Below are 19,820 nucleotides of genomic sequence, written 5' to 3'. Positions count from 1 at the left end.
TCATGGTATTCTTATAAAAGAGAATGATTTGAGGTTCGATGGAAGAATTACATGGGAAGAAGGGGTGTACATGAAACGACAGATTGATGCGGAAATTCAGAAGAAGAATTATGAGAAGGAGTTATTGTTGTGCAAAAAAGCAGGCGGTGATATTGAAAGATATCGCCGTCTTTCTTTTAATGCCCTGCAGTTAGAGCAGATTCGTAAGGGATTGGAGAGTAAAGTTGATGTTGAACTATTTATGGATCCGGCAAAAAGCTGGCTGGAGATGGAACTAATCCGTACGTCCTTAGAGGCTGGAATTGACATTGAAAAATATATCGAGCAGGGATTTAGCTGGCTTCAGTGTCAGGAAATTGTAAAAGGTGTGGAGGAAAAACTGGATGTAAAAAAATATTTGAATGTGCATTTTCTGGCACCACAGATGAAAGAAATCCGCAAGGGATTAGAGCGGGGCATTGTGGTAGATAGTTACTGTGATACCCGTTATGACTGGTACCAGATGCGGGAAATCCGCAAGGGATTAGAAAGTAAAATGGATATTTCCTGTTATGCGGACCCATCCTACAAATATACGACGATGCGTGCAGTGCGTAAAGGCATGGAAGAGGGAATTTTACTGGCACCTTTTGCTAAACAGGGATATGCCGGAAAACTTTTGTTTGAAATTGGACGTGGTATCCGGATGAACCATGACATTACCCCATATTTGAAAGATGGTTATGATGAGGAACAGTTAAAAGAAATTAATGATGCGTTTGAAGCGGGAGTGAATCTGCTTCCATACATACGAAAAAGTTTTCACGGGGTTCAGCTTCATGAAATTATTCTTGGTTTACAGAAGAATCTGAATGTGGCAGTGTATGCAGACCCGGAGTTAAATTGGTTTCAGATGCGGGAAATCCGGTACGGTTTAGAGCAGGGGCTTGATGTAAAAGTCTATGCAAAACCGTGTTTTTCACAAAAACAGATGGAAATTCTTCGCAAAGGATTACTAGAAGGAATTGATGTTACCGAATTTGCCAAAGAATATTTTGAGCCGGAGCAGATGCTTGAGAAAATTGAAAAAATACACCAGAGTGAGCTTCTATTAGATGATGAGGTGGGTAAATTCCTAAGTGAAACAAAAGCAGGAGAAGTAGAACAAGAGGAGGAAGTACCGGAAAAGCAGGAAGATGATTATTTATTGGAATCCTGTGTGTTTGTATCGGAAGATAAGATGCAGGCAAGTATTAATTTTTCACTTGCAAGTGATGTTTTAAAAGAGGAACTTTTGAAAATGGATGTTTCAGATGTTCTAAAACTTCTGAAACACAAGGATGTCAAGCAGGGGATTTTACGGGAGTCAATTATTGCGATGTTAAGAGAAAAACAGTTTGCAAAAGAAGTTGTTGTCGCTAAGGGAAAAGAGCCTATAGATGGTGAAGATGCACACTTTTGCTATTATTTTAAGAAAGAAGTGAATCCAAAGCCAAAGGTACTTGCTGATGGAACTGTGGATTACAAAAATATGGAATTGTTTGAATTTATAAAAAAAGATACCTTGGTTGCAGAATATTTTCCGGCGACAGCGGGGACTTTTGGTTATGATGTAACAGGACAGATGATTAGTCCCAAACGTGGAAAAGAGCTTCCGGCACTTCGTGTAATTGGCGTGCGCGTATCGGAAGATAAAAAGAAATATTATGCGGATCTTGATGGAATTATTGAGTGGCACGAGGGTGAAAATAAGTTAGAAATACGAAATTTATATACGGTTCCCGGTAATGTCGATGCCGCAACCGGAAACATTCGTTTTAATGGTGATGTAAATATCATGGGGAATGTGACGTCCGGATTTTCTGTGCAGGCGGCTGGAAACATTGTAATTGACGGACACTGTGAAGCGAGCCAGATTGAAGCCGGCGGTGATATAATTATCCGAAAGGGCTGTCAGGGAAAGGGGCTTGGAAAGATTATCGCAGGAAAAAGTATTGTGGGCCAGTTTTTTGAGTCGGCAGTTCTGACGGCGGGAAAAGATGTGCAAGCAACATATTTGCTCAACTGCCAATTAAAAGCAAACGGAAAACTTCTGGTGGAAGGAAGAAAAGGTGTGATTATTGGTGGCAAAACCTGCGCAAAATTAGGTGTTTCATGTAATGGAATTGGAAATATAGCAGAAATTGCAACCGTTGTCAGTGTGGGAATTGACAAAGAAGATATGACGGCTTATCAGGAACTACAGAAAAAGATTGAGCAGACACAGGCGGAATTGCAGACGTGTGAAAATGGATTGAATAAATTAATGGCGAATCCGGTGCATGATGAAAAAGTTTCGATGATGATACAGCGGCTGACACGAGCAGTATATACGTTAAAGAGCAGCCGTAAGGAGCTTTTTTCAGAACGGAATGCCCAGATGGAGCAGATGACAAAGCAAAAAGAGGCAAGGATTCAGGTGTCCGGGAGGGCTTATCCGGGTACGTTACTGTTTTTGAATGAGGATCCATTTGCAATTAAGGAAATATACAACAATGTGGAATTTGTAAAACATGATAACCGCATTGATACATTGGCTCATTAGGGGGTGAAGATATGATACAGGGAAAAGATATGTTGTTTAGTTATGTGATTTCTGTTATCGAAAACAGAGATTTTTATGCAGAGTATCATTGTGAAAAAGTGCAGCGTTTTACGAGGATTTTGCTTGAAAAAGTGATTCGGTTCTGTCCGGATTATAAAATATCGGAAGAGGATGTGGATACAATCTGCTTTGCGGCAATGTTGCATGATGTCGGGAAAATTGTCGTTCCGGACCGGATTTTACATAAGGCAGGAAGGCTTGATTTTAATGAATTGGAAATTATGAAAAATCACACGAGAAAGGGCAGACAGATTTTTGAGCGTCTGATGAAACTTACAAGAGAAGACAGTGCGGATTATGCACTGTATAAATGTTGTGCAGAGGTTTGTATGTATCATCACGAGCGCTATGATGGTGATGGCTATCCGCTGGGATTAAAGGGAGACGAAATTCCGATTGCAGCTCAGATTGTGGGGGTGGCAGATGCCTATGATGCACTTATCAGTGAGAGAATTTACAAGCCGGCATACAAACCGGAAGAAGCATTTGAGATGATTATTGAAGGTGATTGCGGTGTGTTTAATCCGCGTCTGATTGATTTGTTTTCCATGATGCGTATGGAGTTGGAAGAAGTACATGAGGAAATAATGCGAAAGAAAGGTTGACAGATTACATAGATGTTGCTATAATTCTTAACAAATGTAACAATTTCGTAACAATTACAATTTGTAAAGAAGAAGGTAATAAGATGAAGAAATATGGGAAGAAACTTTTTGCACTTGCATTAGCGAGTGGTTTGATTGTAGGCAGTGTATGTTCCGTGCAGGCTGCCATGGTAGGTTCAGAAGAGCAGGTAGAGGGTGCTACCGTATTGCTAGAGCAGTATTGCAGCAATGTGGCAAATGGTAGTGTAGATGCAAAGGCATCTGAAGTATTAGTAGCATCGGAGCCAAATGTGACAGCTGTACCGACTGCAGCACCAGTATCAGAACAGACAGCAGATACAGCAAAGGAAACGGACAAGGATACGCATGTAGAACTGAATTTAAATTATTCAAGACTAGGTGTTGCCAATAAAGTGGATACCTATTTGAATGTTAGAAAGAAGCCATCAGAGAGTGGAAAAATAGTAGGAAAGATGACAAAGAATGCCGGATGTCATGTATACCACATCAAAAAAGGCTGGGCTAAGATTGTTTCCGGTAAGGTAAAAGGCTATGTAAAGGCGTCTTATCTGACAACGGATGAGAAAGCAGAAAAACTGGCGACGAAAGTAGGCCGTGAGTGTGTAGAAATCCAGACAGATTCACTTCGTGTACGTGCTCTTCCATCGACTTCTGCTCCGATTTATTCCGTTGTATCGGAAGGTGAGGAGTTCACCATGAAAGAGGGCGAACTAACTTTAGATTATGTGAAAAAAATTGTGAAAAAACAGAAAATATCCAAAGATGCGATTAAGAGAGCCGGCGGATATGAGGCAATGCAGGAACAGTTGAAAGACTTTATCTGCATTTATGTGGATGATGATTATGCATTTGTTGCAAAAGATTTTGTGAAAGAGCAGTATACACTGAAACGTGCGACAAAGGTAAGCACCGTGAAAGCATCTTCATCAAGCGGTGTATCGTCAAGTCAGGCATCGATTGTGGAATATGCAAAACAGTTCTTAGGTAACCGTTATGTTTGGGGAGGCGCAAGTCTTACAAACGGAACAGACTGTTCCGGATTTACAATGAGTCTGTATGCGAAGTATGGACATTCCCTGCCGCATAACGCTGCAGCACAGGCTGGCTGCACAAGAAAAGTTTCGTCACCAAAACCGGGCGATTTGTTCTTCTACAGCAACGGAAGCCGTATTAACCACGTTGCGATGTATATTGGCGGCGGTATGGTAATTCATGCCAGCAACCCTCGTGATGGTATTAAGATTAGTAATGCTTATTATCGTCATCCGGCTAAAATCGGACGAGTTATGAATTAGTTTTATAAAACAGTAAATGTTAAAAGCACAAAGCAAAGGCGTTCGCGCAGTTGTTTTGTGCTTTTTTGTATAAAGGCAGATATTTTTGACGATACTGTCCCTAAGAGCAACGATTGATTGAAAAGAATGGATGGTGGACAACATGAATCGAAAATATATTGTGATATGCAGTTTTTTTGTGGCGTTTTTTGTATTGTCGTTATTGTGTTACGGAAGTTTTGAGTATGCAAAAAAGCAGGAACAGAAAAAAATGGCGCAGCAAAATGCAGCTCAGACAAGCACCAAGCAGGAGCAGCGGGTTACAAGCGAGACAAAATTAGTGATTGAAAAGTGGGAAGAAGAATCCGAAGAACTGGTAAAAGAAGAAAGAGACATGCCACCGGAGTATGCCGGTCTTACAAGGGAAGAACTGGAAAAGCAGCTGACTGTAGAAATTAAAGATAAGTCATGGGAGGAAGAAAAAGAAGGTCTTGTAAAAATTACACTGGAGTCATTTTCGGAGGATAAAATTGTTATTCGCAAGGTATATAACAAATCGAGTGAGCAGGGATATATTTTACGATTGAAGGATGGCGAAGTGGTTATCTACCGAAAGGACGAGAAAGAACCGTTTGAGAAAACCGGTCTGAAAGAAGAAAATTTATCCAAGCAGGACAAAAAGATTTTGCAGGGCGGATACGCCGTGCGGACAGAAAAAGAGCTGTATTCCGTCCTTGAAAACTTTTCCAGTTAAGGTATAATAGAGAAGATAAAAGGAAGAGACGGAGGATGTCATGAAGACACAGTGTGATGTGATTGTTGTAGGAGGGGGAGCTTCTGGTTTATTATGTGCTGTCATGCTTGCTAGGAAAGGCGTGCAGGTGACAGTTTTAGAAAAGAATCATCGAATTGGTAAAAAACTATCGGCAACCGGAAATGGCAGATGCAATTTTACCAATTTACATATGAATGAGAATTGTTATTATGGAAATTCGGAATTTATTTCTCATCTTTTGACAGAGGTGCCTGCAAAATGCGTGATTGCAGAGTTTGAAAAATATGGTATTTTGCACCGGGAAAAAGATGGCTATGTTTATCCGCATACGAATCAGGCTGCGACTGTTGTGAATGGGCTGTATCATGCCTGCACACAGTTTGGTGTAACAATTTATGAAGACTGTGAAGTAGAGCAGATTACAAAGAAAAAAGAATTTCTTGTCCATACATCAAAAGGAGATTTTAATAGTGCCTATGTTGTTTTAGCAACCGGCGGAAAAGCAGGGAAAGAGAGCGGAGGAAGTGAAAGCGGTTATTCGCTGGCAGAAAGTTTCCACCATACAGTTACTAAGTTATATCCCGGATTAACCGGTCTTGTATGCGATGGTGTGGTATGGAATAAGACGGCGGGAACGAGGGTTCAGGGAACAATTTCGTTGATGATTGATGGGAAGACGGAGGCTTTTGAAACCGGAGAAATCCAGATTGTAAAAAACGGCGTATCCGGCATCCCGGTTTTTCAAATGTGCCGTATCGCAGCAAAAGCACTGGATGAAAACCGGTTGGTGGAAGGTGTGATTGATTTTGTTCCTTCCCTTTCTAAGGAAGAAGTAAAAAACTGGATTAAGAAACATGGCGTGGAAGGATTGCTGCCACAAAAATGGGTGCCGCTTTGCAAACGGGCAAAAAATCCGGTGGAATTTGTAAAAACTTTCCGGTTTGTAATCCGTGATACCTTTGGCATGGAGCGTGCGCAGGTGACCGCAGGCGGTGTGCCGGTAGAAGAAGTGGTGCAGGATTCCATGGAATCAAAAAAGGAAAAACAGTTGTATCTTTTGGGTGAACTTTTGGATGTGGATGGAATTTGTGGCGGCTATAATCTGCATTTTGCATGGAGTACCGCAATGATAGCAGCAAAACATATTTTGCAGTTGAGGAAGGAGAATGAAAAATAATGCTTCAATTATCTCAGTGTAAATTGTCGTGGCAGGAAGATTCTTTTTCTAAACTGCAAAAAAAGGCAGCTAAACTGCTTGGAATTTCGGTGGAGGATTTTACACAGTTTACAATTGTAAAACGCAGTCTGGATGCCAGAAAAAAGCCAAATCTTTTTGTATTATATACTGTGAGATTTTTGTGCCGCAGGGAATCGGAAGTTCTGAAAAGAAATCGAAAGAATAAAAATTTAACCATTGCCAAAAAAGAACCTTCTTTGTGGCGGCAGATAGAAGAAATTAAAAATCCCGAGCGTGTTGCTGTTGTGGGGGCAGGTCCGGCAGGACTTTTTAGTGCCTACTATCTGAGTCTGTGCGGTTATTCCCCGATTGTCATTGAGCGGGGAGCAAAGATGGAAGAACGCCATGATGATATTTTGAAATTCTGGCAGGAGGGTGTCTTAAAACCGGACTCCAATGTGGCGTTTGGCGAGGGAGGCGCCGGTACATTTTCGGATGGAAAATTAAATACCGGAGTGAAAGACAAAACCGGAAGAAAACAGTTTGTTTTACAGAGTTTTGTGAATTTTGGTGCCCCCGAAGAGATTTTGTATGATGCAAAGCCACATATCGGTACGGATGTTTTGCAGACGGTGATTACGAATATGAGGCTTGCAATGGAAGAAAAGGGCTGCCAGTTTTTATTTCACACGAAAATGACAAAAATTTTAGAAGAAAATGGACGTGTGTGTGGCGTGCTTACACAGAATGGAGAAAAAGAAGAGACTATTTTGTGTGAGCGTGTGATTCTTGCCATTGGACACAGTGCCAGAGATACGTTTGAACTCTTAAAGAAAGAACATATCACGATGTCGCAGAAACCATTTGCCATGGGCGTTCGTGTGCAGCACAGGCAGGAAGATATTGATCGTGCACAGTATGGATTTAATGATGAAAAACTGCCGGCATCGCCGTATAAACTGACGGGAAAGACAACAGATGGAAGAGGTGTCTATTCTTTTTGCATGTGCCCGGGCGGTTATGTAGTAAACGCATCCTCCGAAGAGGGTGGACTTGTCGTGAATGGAATGAGTAATGCTGACAGAGCATCCGGATTTGCAAACAGTGCGATTGTTGTTTCTGTTTCGGAAGAAGATTTTGAAGGAGACGATTGTCTGGCAGGTGTTGCATTACAGAGAAAGTATGAAAAACTTGCGTATGAACTTGCTGATGGGAAAATTCCGGTACAGCGCTATGAAGATTTTTGTAACAATCAGCCGACGAAAGCACTTGGAAAAGTTGTGCCGTGTGTTGAGGGAAAATGGCGGTTTTCAAATATCCGCTTAGCGTTGCCAAATTTTATAATCAATGGTATAATTGACGGAATGGGGCAGTTTGCGGAGAAAATTCATGAATTTGACCATCCGGATACATTGTTGCTTGGTTTGGAATCACGCACCTCATCACCGGTTCGTATTGAAAGAGATGAGGATTTTGAAAGTGTTTCTCTGGCAGGCCTTTATCCCTGCGGGGAGGGCGCCGGATATGCCGGAGGAATTATGTCGGCGGCAATGGATGGATTACGGATTGCAATGAAAATACAGGAAAAAAAGAAAGAGGAATCAAATCATGCGTGAGAATTTAAAGGATAAAAAAAGAATTGTATTTAAAGTGGGTTCTTCCACATTGACGCATAAAGAGACAGGAGCACTTGACCTTGTCAAGATGGAGAAATTTGTGCGGATTCTTACCGATTTACATAATCAGGGCAAAGAAATTGTTGTCGTTTCTTCCGGTGCAATTTTGGTAGGAAGAAAGGCACTTGGCAATATGGAAAGACCGACAGAGCGTTCGGTGAAACAGGCCTGTGCAGCGGTTGGACAGTGCCGCCTGATGACAGTGTATCAAAAACTTTTTTCGGAATACAATCAAAATACCGCACAGATTTTGATGACTAAAATTACGATTGCCAATGATATCAGCAGACACAATGCGCAAAATACATTCCGTGAATTATTAAACTTAGGAGTCATTCCGATTGTGAATGAAAATGATACCGTGGCAACCGATGAGATTGATTTAAGTTTTAGTGATAACGATTTTTTGTCTGCGATTGTGGCGGCAATTATTGGCGCAGATTTGCTTGTTTTATTAAGTGATATTGACGGACTGTATACCGATGACCCGAATAAAAATAAGGATGCCAAATTGATTCCTTATGTAGAGCGGATTACGGATGAAATGTTAGGCATGGCAAAAGGACCGTCGACCGATATGGGAACCGGCGGTATGAGTTCCAAAGTCGGAGCGGCCGGTATTGCAAATGATGCCGGAGCGGATATGGTAATTATCAATGGCGATGACATGGAGCATATTAATCAGCTTCTTGCCGGTGAGGAAATTGGTACATTATTTAAGGCTCATAAGACAACACATTTTCATTTGAAAAATTATTTAGACCGATAGAAAATAGGAGAGACAGAATGAATCAGGAAAAAATTAACCGTATTAATGAATTGTATAAAAAGCAGAAAGCAGGGACAATTACGCCGGAGGAAAAAGACGAGCAGTCCCTTCTTCGAGCAGAGTATCTTGCTGCAATTCGCAATAATCTGCGAAATACATTAGAGCATACCTCGATTCAGGAGCCCGATGGCACCATTCGTAAATTGAGAAAAAAGGAAACACATTGATGACAAAAAAAGAAATGCGAAAAAAGATGCTTTCTCTGCGGGATTCTTTATCGGAGAAGGAGCGCATGGAAAAAAGCAGAGAGATTGCAAAACGACTATTTACATTGGAAGAATTTCAAAAAGCAGAGGTGGTTTTGTCATATCAATCATTCCGCTCAGAAGTGGAAACGACGGAAATGAATCAGAAAATTCGTGAGAGCGGCAAATCTCTTTATCTGCCAAAAACGTATGCGGACAGAAAAGAGATGGCGTTTTACCGGGTATATTCGGATGCGGATTTAATACCGGGCTATCAGGGGATTTTAGAGCCGCAGGAAAAAGAGCCTTTTACAGAAAAACTTGCGTCATTGAAACCGGAGAAAGTTCTGATGTTGATGCCGGGGGCTGCCTTTGATGATAAGGGAAACCGCATTGGCTATGGAGGCGGTTATTATGACCGCTTTTTATCGCAGATGGGGAGATATATTGGAAACCGTTTTATGCTGGCATTTGAAATGCAGTGGGTGAAAGAAGTTGAAGCAGAAGCATGTGATATTCGGGTAAACCGGATTTTGACAGACAGGAGGTAAATCATGGAATCAGCTGAAAAGATGTTAAAAGAGCTTGGAGTGCGGGCAAAAAAAGCGTCCCGTGAGTTAAATAGACTTGGTGTAAAGAGAAAAAATGAGGGGCTCGAAGCGGTAGCGAAAGCACTTATTTTACATCAGGATAAAATCCTTGCTGCAAACGAGAAAGATGTGAAAAAGGCAAAAGAGAATCAGATGAAGGAATCGTTAGTGGACAGACTTTCTTTGACAGAAGAGAGAATCGAGGCAATGGCAGAGGGACTTACCCAGATTGTGGCACTCGAAGACCCGGTTGGCGAGGTGTCGGAGATGAAGACATCACCGCTTGGTATGCAGATTGGACAAAAGAGGGTGCCTCTTGGTGTGATTGGTATTATTTATGAATCCAGACCAAATGTAACAGCGGATGCGTTTGGGCTTTGTTTTAAAACAGGAAATGCTGTCATTCTGCGGGGAGGAAGTGATGCCCTAAATTCAAATCTTGCGATTACAAAAGTGATTGCAGAGGCACTTTCTGCGTGTAATTTGCCGGCAGACAGTATTCAACTTTTGACGGATACTTCCCATGAGACAGCAGAGAAGTTTATGCGTCTGAATGAGTACATTGATGTGCTGATTCCAAGAGGCGGTGCAGGACTTATTAAGACGGTTGTGGAAAAAAGTACCGTACCGGTCATTGAAACCGGAACCGGAAATTGTCATGTGTATGTCGATGAGAGTGCAGACATTGATATGGCAGTAAATATTATTGAAAATGCAAAGACGCAGCGTTATGGTGTGTGTAATGCCTGTGAATCGCTGGTTATACATAAAAAAATTGCAAAGGACGTATTGCCAAAAATTGCTGACCGTTTAGCAGAACATGGTGTGGAAATGCGTGGTGATGAATACTCGATGCAGTGTGATCGTAGAATTATTAAAGCGTCAGAAGAAGATTATGGAACCGAATATCTGGATGCCATTATTTCCATCAAAACGGTAGGTTCCCTGGGGGAAGCGATTGAGCACATCAATCACTATAATACCGGACATTCGGAAGCAATTGTCACATCCGACTATCACAATGCGATGACATTTTTGAATGATGTAGACGCAGCGGCGGTTTATGTCAATGCCTCGACAAGATTTACCGATGGTTTTGAGTTTGGCTTTGGTGCGGAAATCGGAATCAGCACCCAGAAACTCCATGCGAGGGGACCAATGGGGCTTAAGGCACTGACAACGACTAAATATATTATTTTAGGAGATGGACAAATCAGGCAGTAAAAAAATGAGTTTTTGAGGTGACGTATGAAGATGAGAGGAAATGGCTTGCGGTTAATTCGTGTGTTTTTTCGACTTGTTTTTGAAATGATACGGAATTATAAGAAGTTGAACAATGACCCGGACCACAATTTCCTAATATGCAAAGAAATTTGTCAAAAGATTGTAGAATCTGCCAAAATTCAATTAGAGATTGTTCAAAAAGAGGCATTTCCAAAATTGGAAAACTTTTTGCTTGTGTCAAACCACCGTTGTTTTTTTGATGTGGTTTTTCTACTGGCAACAATTGAAGATACAATTAGTTTTGTGGCGGCGAAAGAGCTTTGGCATTATCCGATTCTATCCCGTTATTTGGATTCAATTGGGTGTGTGGCACTCGAACGGGGAGCAAAAAAACTGGAAACGATAAAAAGCAATATTGTTTCCATGCATCAGGCACTTGCCAAGGGAAATCTTGTCTTATTTCCGGAAGGAGAATGCAGCTATTACGATGAGCAGATGCACAAGTTCCGAAAGGGCGGTTTTATCGGGCTGGATGCAAAGCAGCCAATCGTTCCGGTTTATATAAAACCGGAACGACTCTCAAGCATTGGAAGATGGATTGTCCCAAAGGGGAGAGTGGCTGTTTTTATCGGCTCGTTCTTTTCACCGTCCGAGGTTGAAAAAGGAACCCCGACAGCCGCCAAAATTGCAGATATGGCAAGAGACGAAATTCTTGCACTCAGACAAATGTCAGAAGGTTGACATTTTGCTACAAAAAAATTATAATTGTGCTATTGAAGACACATTTAGGAGGCTAGTGGCGTGAAATCATATGGATTGAATGAATTAAGAAAAAAATATTTAGAATTCTTTGAAAGTAAAGGACATTTGGCGTTGCCAAGTTTTTCACTTGTGCCGGAAAATGACAAAAGTTTGTTGTTAATTAACGCCGGCATGGCACCGCTGAAACCATATTTTACCGGACAGGAAATTCCTCCGAGAACACGTGTGACAACTTGTCAGAAGTGTATCCGAACCGGAGATATTGAAAATGTAGGAAAAACGGCTAGACATGGTACTTTTTTTGAAATGCTTGGTAACTTCTCCTTTGGTGATTATTTCAAGCATGAGGCAATTGCCTGGTCGTGGGAATTTTTGACGAAAGTTTTGGGGATTCCGGAGGACCGTCTGTATCCGTCTGTATATTTAGAAGATGATGAGGCATTTGATATCTGGAATAAGGAAATTGGGGTGGCAAAAGACCGCATTTTCCGTTTTGGAAAAGAAGATAATTTCTGGGAACATGGTGCCGGTCCTTGTGGCCCTTGTTCTGAGATTTATTACGACCGTGGAGAAAAATACGGCTGTGGAAAGCCCGGTTGTACGGTTGGCTGTGAGTGTGACCGCTATATCGAGATTTGGAATAATGTATTTACTCAGTTTGAAAATGACGGGGAAGGCCACTATACAGAATTGGAAAATAAAAACATTGATACCGGTATGGGATTAGAGCGTTTGGCTACGGTAATGCAGGATGTGGATTCGATTTTTGATGTCGATACCATCAAAGCAATTCGTGATAAGATTTGTGAGTTTGCCGGTGTATCTTATGGAGAGGAATACAAAACAGATGTTTCCATTCGTGTTATTACCGACCATATTCGTTCTGTAACCTTTATGGTTTCCGATGGTATTACGCCATCTAATGAGGGACGCGGCTATGTGCTTCGAAGACTTCTCCGCCGTGCCGCACGTCATGGAAGACTGCTTGGTATTCAGGGCGAGTTTCTTGCTAAATTAAGCGAGACAGTGATGGCAGAGTCTCACACAGGATATCCGGAATTGTTAGACCGTAAAGATTATATTATTAAGTTAATTACCGTGGAAGAACAGAACTTTAATAAGACCATCGATCAGGGACTCGCTATTTTGAATACGATGATGGAAGATTTGCAAAAGAGCGGTGAAAAAGTTCTTTCCGGTGAAAATACATTTAAGTTGTATGATACTTATGGTTTCCCAATTGATTTGACGATTGAGATTTTAGAGGAAAAAGGATTTTCTGTTGATGAAGATGGGTTCAAGAAAGCGATGGAGAACCAGCGTCAGACAGCACGTGATGCCAGAGAGACAACCAATTACATGGGAAAAGATGTTACGATTTATCAGTCCATTGATGCTTCTGTCGAAAGTAAATTTGTCGGCTATGATCGTTTGACACATGAGTCGAAGGTTACAGTTTTGACAACCCAAGATGCCATTGTTGATGAGCTGAAAGAAGGCGAAGAGGGAACGATTCTTGTAGAAGAGACCCCGATGTATGCAACGATGGGTGGTCAGGTAGCAGATGCCGGTGTGATTGAAGGAGCAGATGGTACATTTGTTGTTGAAGATGTCATCAAACTTCAGGGAACGAAGATTGGACATGTTGGACGTGTGACAAAAGGTGTTATCAAAAAAGGTGAAACCGTAAAACTTACGGTGGATGAAGAACAGAGAAATCTGACAGCAAACAACCACAGTGCGACCCATTTGATGCAGCAGGCATTGCGTGAGGTGCTTGGCAGCCATGTAGAGCAGAAAGGTTCGTTAGTGGACAAGGATAAACTTCGTTTTGATTTTACACATTTCTCGCCAATGACGGAAGAGGAAATTGCAAAAGTAGAGGAAATTGTAAATCGTGAAATTGCGGCAGGACTTGATGTTGTGACAAATGAAATGTCGATAGAAGATGCGAAGAAGACCGGTGCGATGGCTCTGTTTGGTGAAAAATACGGCGAGGTTGTCCGCGTTGTTCAGATGGGAACATTTAGTTCTGAACTTTGTGGTGGTACTCATGTAAGTAACACCAGAAATATTTCTGCTTTCAAGATTATTTCAGAAAGCGGTGTTGCAGCAGGTGTACGTCGAATTGAAGCACTGACAGGAAAAGCTCTTTTTGAGTATTACAATACGATGGAGAGTGAACTGCAAAAGGCAGCAAAACTTTTGAAAGCAGTGCCGTTAGAGGTAAGTGCAAAAATAGTTTCATTGCAGGATGAAGTAAAACAACTTCAGAAAGAAAATGATAAATTAAAAGCAAAACTTGCGAAAGAAGCCGCAGGAGACTTGTTGTCCGAGGCTAAAGAAGTAGATGGAATCTATATTCTGACAAAGCAGCTTACAGATGTTGATATGAACGGCATGCGTGACTTGGGCGATGAGGCAAAACAGAAGCTTGGTGAGGCATTTATTGTATTTGCAAGCCAGGTTGGGGAAAAAGTGAATTTAATTGCCATGGCAACTGATGGAGCGATCAAAAAGGGCGCCCACGCCGGCAATTTGATTAAAGAAGTTGCATCCATTGTAGGCGGCGGCGGTGGCGGCCGTCCGAACATGGCGCAGGCTGGTGGAAAGTTACCGGAAAAGATTCCGGAAGCACTTGCGTGTGCAAAAACTGTAATGGAAAAACAGATTATTAAATAATATGGAGGAATTGAGCATGGAAAAGGCAAGCAGAAAAAAGGTAGGTTTCTTTAACAAAATCGGTTTTAAAATGGTACTAATTATTGCTTTGGCAGGAGCAGTAATTTCAGCTGTTACAATGTTAATGATTGTTCCACGCAGCACCAAACAGATTGAAATTTTGACAAAGAATGAGATGACAAATTTGGCACAAGCGTATTCAACAGATTTAAATGACAAGTTGATGGAAAAACGTGTCTTATCTTATGATGGTTATGCTAATATTTTAAGAAATGTTAAAATTTCCGGATTGGATACTTCTTATGCGTATTTGGTTGATAAAGAAGGCATTATGCGTTTTCACCCAACGGAATCAAAGGTTGGTAAGTCAGTAGAAAATGCTGTTGTAAAAGACGCAGTAAGCCGCATGAAAAAGGGGGAGAAAGTCACAAACGATTTTGTGATGTATGAATTTAAGGGCGAAACGAAATATGCTGCATATCATGTACTTAATGACAAAAGTATTTTGGTTATCACAGCAGACAAGGGAGATGTGATGTCAGTTGCAAATTCCATGTGGGTACGTGGAATTTCAGTTGCTGGCATTGGAATTATCTTAAGTGTTTTAGTTGGTTTATTTGCAGTTGTTTTGATTGTTCGTCCGCTGGTAAGGCTTACGGATGTTATTGATGAGACGGCTAGACTGGATTTTACAAATGATGATAAAGTGAAGAAGATTGCACTTCGCCGTGATGAAGTTGGTTTGATGGGTAAATCCGTGGCTGATATGAGAGAAAGTCTTCGACAGAGTATTGTGAATTTGAAGGATTCCAGTCAGAAGATTTGCGAAGAAGTAAGTAAAGTAAATGATGTCAGTGAACAGATTCGTGAGCAGTGTATGGATAACTCTGCAACTACGGAGCAGTTAGCAGCCGGCATGCAGGAAACTTCTGCAACGACGGGAACAATTACACAGAACATCGGAGACATGCGACAAGGTGCATCCGATATCGCAAAGCTTTCCAAAGATGGTGTGAGACTTTCCGATGAGATTTCGGAGAGAGCAACCGCACTTGGTGAGTCTGCAAATTCAGCGATGGATCGTGCTGGTTCTATGTACGATACAATTAAGACACAGGTAGAAAAAGCAGTAAGTGCTGCAGATTGTGTAAAACAGATTAATGAGATGACGGAATCCATTATGCAGATTTCTTCTCAGACAAGCCTTTTGGCATTGAATGCTTCAATTGAGGCAGCCCGTGCCGGTGAGGCAGGAAAAGGATTTGCTGTCGTTGCTTCGGAAATCAGTAAACTTGCGAACGAGACATCAGATTCGGTAACAAGCATTAATGAGATTGTACTTGAAGTAAACTCTTCTGTGGATGAAATGGTTCAGAGTATGGAGGGAACAACGAAGTTCTTAGACGAAGTGGTATTAAAAGATTATGACCAGTTCAGAGCTATCAGCAACCAGTATAATAATGATGCAGATGTTGTAAAGACAAGCATGGAAAATGTAGAGCATGCTATTCTTTCACTTACCGATTCGATTGGTGTGATTGCTGACGCAATTACCGGTATTAACACAACGATTGACGAAGCAACCGTTGGTGTGACAGATATTGCAGAAAAGACCGGAAGTGTCGTAACTGAGGCAGCACAGAATGCAGAACTTGTAGATACCTGCATGGATTCTGTAGAGCAGCTTGAGAAGATTGCTGATAAGTTTACTTTGTAAAATAACAAAAAGCGGTTAGTCATTAACTAAATAAAACAACAAAAAAGAGGGTTCCTTTGTGAGAGACGGGATAACGCTTTGCGTTATAGTCTCCACAAAGGAACCCTCTTTTTGGTTGTTTTATGCTTAGTTCGTATGAAACAGCTTTTGTTTGTTTACAGAGTAAACTTGCCATTATGCGATACCCTCAAGTAACTAAGTGATTCTGTTTGTAAGAATGTATTCGTTGCTAATCTATTTGGTTCCCGGTAATTAAAAAAGAAAAGATTTGCGATGAGTGGGTACAAACACGTGGGTATCAGGCGTGCGTGTTTTGCACGCCGATACCCTTACGCGTTTGTTTAACGGGAGTGCCCACGAATCACAAACTTTTCTTTTTAATTACCGGCCCCCAAAAAGATTAATCATCGATTACTTCTACGCCATATATGCATCTTCTCAGCTTCTTTAATCAATTCATCACGGAAATCCGGATGAGCGATGCCGATTAATGCTTCAGCTCTCTGCCAGCCGGAGAGTCCTTTTAAGTTTACCATACCGTATTCGGTTACGACATACATTGTGTTTGCACGGGTATCGGTAACGATGGAACCGTTTGCTAAAGTTGGGCGGATACGGGACTGTACTTCGCCCTGCTTATTTTTAAAGGTAGAAGAGAGACAGATAAAGCTCTTTCCGCCTTTTGATTTATAAGCACCTAATACGAAATCAAGCTGGCCGCCTGCTCCACTGATATTTTTTATGCCGGCGGATTCAGCATTAACCTGTCCAAACAAATCAATGTCAACAGCATTGTTAATTGAAATGAAGTTATCATGTGCGGAAATGACATCAATTTCATTGGCATAATCGACAGGAACACTCATACATTCCGGATTGTTATCCAAATAGTCATACAATTTCTTTGTGCCGGCAGCAAAAGCGTATACCTGACGGCCTTTGTTTAAGTTTTTCTTAGAACCATTGATTTTTCCGGCTTTTGCAATGTCAACAAAAGCATCGACATACATTTCGGTGTGAACACCAAGATCTTTTAAATCGGATTCAGCAATCAGTGAGCCGACAGCGTTTGGCATACCGCCAATTCCCAACTGAAGGCAGGCACCGTTTGGAATCTGCGCAACGATCTGTCTTGCTACTGCGTGGTCAACTTCTGTTGCTGCAGCACCGCCGCCCATTTCTGCGATTGGTGAGTTTGATCCTTCGATAATCATATCTACTTTAGAAATATGAATTCCATTTTCAAATCCGCCAAGACAGCGTGGCATGTTTTTGTTTACCTCAACGATAATGGTTTTCGCGCGCTCGCAGGCAGCTCCCAAATGGGAAGCACTTGGTCCAAAGTTAAAGTATCCGTGTTCATCCATCGGTGCTACCTGCATAACAGCAATATCCACAGGATTTTCTAAATCACGGTAATAACGTGGCAGTTCCGAATAGCGGATTGGAGAGTAGAAAGAAAATCCTTTTGCAACAGCTTTTCTTTCGATTCCGCTCATGTGCCAGGAGTTCCATGTCATGTGTGCAGCCGGATCTTCAATTTTGAAAATCTCCGGTTCCCACATCAGGATACCGCCACGGAAGTTCACATCGTGAAGCTCCGGCAGACGTTTGGCAAGTTCTTTGTCGAAATCCACAGGTGTTGTCACGGTCCAGCCGTAATCCACCCAGTTTCCTGACTTTACCACTTCGGCTGCCTCTTTGGCAGTCACAAGTTTACTCTTATATAATTCGTTCATATCTGGTAAAACCTCCATTCTGGTAACTATATTTGCAATATGTTTATTTTAGCATTATCGCATGGTGCGGTCAAGTAGCCAGTCGGTTCACAAAATGTTCATGGAAAAAGTTTGTTAAATTGTTGACAATATCGTTTTCGTTTGTTATTATGAGTAAGGATTGAATCATAAAAAGTGGTAAATTGTAGTTTGATTTACAGATAGGAAAAAGATATGATAAAAGCAATATATCCGGGTAGTTTTGATCCCGTTACATATGGGCACTTAGATGTTATTAAGAGAGCATCCAAAGTAGTGGATGAATTGATTATCGGAGTGCTTGTGAATCAGGAAAAAACGCCTTTATTTACAAGGGAAGAGCGTGTAGAACTGTTAAAGCAGACCACGAAAGAATTTCCAAATGTGAGGGTTTTAACATTTACCGGATTGACAATTGATTTTGCCAAACAAAATGATGCAAAGCTGATTATCCGCGGTCTCCGTGCCGTGACGGATTTTGAATCCGAGATGCAGATTGCACAGACTAATCACAGCATTGAGCCGGAGATTGATACGATGTTTTTTACTACGAGTCTTGAGTATGCTTTCCTAAGTTCCACCATTGCGAAAGAAGTTGCTTTTTATGGCTCGGATGTATCGAAACTGGTGCCGGAAGTTGTTCAGAAGGCATTCAGAGAAAAGTATGATCAGAAACTGCGAAAGCAGTGATGATAAATTAAGTAGTATTAGTAAAAAATTTATAAGGAGGATATATTCATGTCTAAGAAAGTTGTATTAGCAGGTGCTTGCCGTACGGCAATTGGTAAAATGGGTGGTGCATTAAGCACAACTCCAGCACCAAAATTAGGTTCTATCGTTATTGAGGAGGCTCTTAAGAGAGCAGGCGTGCCAAAGGATGCCGTTGACCATGTTTACATGGGATGTGTAATCCAGGCAGGTCTTGGTCAGAACGTAGCTCGTCAGGCATCCATCGGTGCTGGTCTTCCAATCGAGACAACAGCAGTTACTGTAAACGTTGTTTGTGGTTCAGGTTTGAACTGTGTAAATATGGCAGCTCAGATGATTCAGACAGGAGATGCTGATATTGTTGTTGCCGGTGGTATGGAGAACATGTCCATGGCTCCTTACGCAGCTATGAATGCTCGTTTTGGTTACCGTATGAACAATGGTAAATTTGTGGATACCATGGTAAACGATGCATTGTGGGATGCTTTCAATCAGTATCACATGATGATTACTGCTGAGAACGTAGCAGAGCAGTACGGAATTACTCGCGAAGAGTTGGATGAGTTTTCTGCAAACAGCCAGCAGAAATGTGAAGCTGCTATTGCTGCAGGTAAATTCAAAGATGAGATTGTTCCTGTTGAAATCAAGTCTAAAAAGAAAACAATCGTATTTGATACCGATGAGGGACCACGTCCTGGTACAACAGCTGAGAGCCTTAGCGGTCTTAGATGCTGCTCCGGTAAAGAAGGCGGCGTGGTAACAGCTGGTAACGCTTCCGGTATTAATGATGGTGCAGCTGCTATCGTAGTAATGAGCGAAGAAAAAGCGAAAGAGCTTGGTGTAACACCAATGGCAACATTTGTAGCCGGTGCTCTTGGCGGTGTGGATCCAAAAATCATGGGTATTGGACCGGTCGCTTCTACAAAGAAGGTTCTTGCTAAAACAGGCATGAGCATTGATGACTTTGATTTGATTGAGGCAAACGAGGCATTTGCAGCACAGTCTGTAGCAGTAGGCCGTGACCTTGGATTTGACCTTAGCAAATTGAATGTAAACGGTGGTGCAATTGCACTTGGACATCCGGTTGGAGCAAGTGGATGCCGTATCCTTGTTACATTGCTTCATGAGATGCAGAAACGCGATGCAAAGAAAGGTCTTGCAACACTTTGTATCGGTGGTGGAATGGGATGTTCCACAATTGTTGAGAGAGACTAA

The 19,820-nt window shown here is 41.6% G+C and carries 16 protein-coding genes; 15 read left to right on the top strand and 1 reads right to left on the bottom strand.

The window, feature by feature from the left end:
- Positions 1–70 precede the first annotated feature (70 nt).
- The 13 genes from DW005_RS02470 (at position 71) to DW005_RS02410 (ending at position 16,140) form a co-directional block, all read left to right on the top strand.
- Positions 71–2,563: a FapA family protein gene (locus DW005_RS02470; RefSeq protein WP_117478020.1), complete on the top strand. Its 2,493-nt coding sequence runs from the start codon at positions 71–73 to the stop codon at positions 2,561–2,563.
- An 11-nt stretch (positions 2,564–2,574) separates the two neighbouring features.
- Complete coding sequence (locus DW005_RS02465; protein WP_117478019.1) at positions 2,575–3,228, top strand: HD domain-containing phosphohydrolase; 654 nt, start codon at positions 2,575–2,577, stop codon at positions 3,226–3,228.
- 83 nt (positions 3,229–3,311) lie between these two features.
- Positions 3,312–4,544, top strand: a complete 1,233-nt coding sequence (locus DW005_RS02460; RefSeq protein WP_117478018.1) for an SH3 domain-containing C40 family peptidase — start codon at positions 3,312–3,314, stop codon at positions 4,542–4,544.
- Between the two features lie 142 nt (positions 4,545–4,686).
- Complete coding sequence (locus tag DW005_RS02455) at positions 4,687–5,277, top strand: hypothetical protein (RefSeq protein WP_117478017.1); 591 nt, start codon at positions 4,687–4,689, stop codon at positions 5,275–5,277.
- Between the two features lie 40 nt (positions 5,278–5,317).
- Positions 5,318–6,475 carry an aminoacetone oxidase family FAD-binding enzyme gene (locus DW005_RS02450; protein WP_117478016.1) on the top strand — a complete coding sequence of 386 codons (1,158 nt, stop codon included), beginning with the start codon at positions 5,318–5,320 and terminating at the stop codon, positions 6,473–6,475.
- Positions 6,475–8,091, top strand: a complete 1,617-nt coding sequence (locus tag DW005_RS02445) for an FAD-dependent protein (RefSeq protein WP_117478015.1) — start codon at positions 6,475–6,477, stop codon at positions 8,089–8,091. The genes DW005_RS02450 and DW005_RS02445 overlap by 1 nt, the downstream gene beginning before the upstream one ends.
- Entirely contained in the window at positions 8,084–8,920 is an 837-nt protein-coding gene (proB, locus tag DW005_RS02440; RefSeq protein WP_022375840.1) for a glutamate 5-kinase, read from the top strand. The genes DW005_RS02445 and proB overlap by 8 nt, the downstream gene beginning before the upstream one ends.
- 17 nt (positions 8,921–8,937) lie before the next feature.
- Positions 8,938–9,147, top strand: a complete 210-nt coding sequence (locus DW005_RS02435; RefSeq protein WP_117478014.1) for a DUF896 domain-containing protein — start codon at positions 8,938–8,940, stop codon at positions 9,145–9,147.
- Positions 9,147–9,716, top strand: coding sequence for a 5-formyltetrahydrofolate cyclo-ligase (locus DW005_RS02430; protein ID WP_117478013.1), 570 nt, complete (start codon positions 9,147–9,149; stop codon positions 9,714–9,716). The genes DW005_RS02435 and DW005_RS02430 overlap by 1 nt, the downstream gene beginning before the upstream one ends.
- Positions 9,717–9,719: 3 nt before the next feature.
- The gene (locus DW005_RS02425; protein WP_117478012.1) at positions 9,720–10,979 is read left to right on the top strand and encodes a glutamate-5-semialdehyde dehydrogenase; all 1,260 of its coding nucleotides are present in this window, start codon (positions 9,720–9,722) and stop codon (positions 10,977–10,979) included.
- A 24-nt stretch (positions 10,980–11,003) separates the two neighbouring features.
- Positions 11,004–11,720: a lysophospholipid acyltransferase family protein gene (locus tag DW005_RS02420; RefSeq protein WP_117478011.1), complete on the top strand. Its 717-nt coding sequence runs from the start codon at positions 11,004–11,006 to the stop codon at positions 11,718–11,720.
- Between the two features lie 60 nt (positions 11,721–11,780).
- Positions 11,781–14,423: an alanine--tRNA ligase gene (gene alaS / locus DW005_RS02415; protein ID WP_117478010.1), complete on the top strand. Its 2,643-nt coding sequence runs from the start codon at positions 11,781–11,783 to the stop codon at positions 14,421–14,423.
- Positions 14,424–14,439: 16 nt separating this feature from the next.
- A complete protein-coding gene (locus DW005_RS02410; RefSeq protein WP_181974919.1) occupies positions 14,440–16,140 on the top strand; it encodes a methyl-accepting chemotaxis protein in 1,701 nt (566 codons plus the stop codon).
- A 404-nt stretch (positions 16,141–16,544) separates the two neighbouring features.
- Here the strand turns inward: DW005_RS02410 and DW005_RS02405 are convergent, their stop codons facing one another.
- Positions 16,545–17,879: a butyryl-CoA:acetate CoA-transferase gene (locus tag DW005_RS02405; protein ID WP_117478008.1), complete on the bottom strand. Its 1,335-nt coding sequence runs from the start codon at positions 17,877–17,879 to the stop codon at positions 16,545–16,547.
- A gap of 213 nt (positions 17,880–18,092) precedes the next feature.
- On the opposite strand from DW005_RS02405, the gene coaD reads away from it, so the two are divergent.
- Together coaD and DW005_RS02395 are read left to right on the top strand one after the other, a co-directional pair.
- Positions 18,093–18,587: a pantetheine-phosphate adenylyltransferase gene (gene coaD / locus DW005_RS02400; RefSeq protein WP_022375832.1), complete on the top strand. Its 495-nt coding sequence runs from the start codon at positions 18,093–18,095 to the stop codon at positions 18,585–18,587.
- A 48-nt stretch (positions 18,588–18,635) separates the two neighbouring features.
- Entirely contained in the window at positions 18,636–19,820 is a 1,185-nt protein-coding gene (locus tag DW005_RS02395; RefSeq protein WP_117478007.1) for an acetyl-CoA C-acetyltransferase, read from the top strand.

Source organism: Clostridium sp. AF36-4 (genome assembly GCF_003435975.1).
Classification (GTDB): Bacteria; Bacillota; Clostridia; order Lachnospirales; family Lachnospiraceae; genus Eubacterium_F.
Note: the sequence above shows the minus strand (reverse complement) of the source record. Positions and strands in the feature narration are given on the sequence as shown.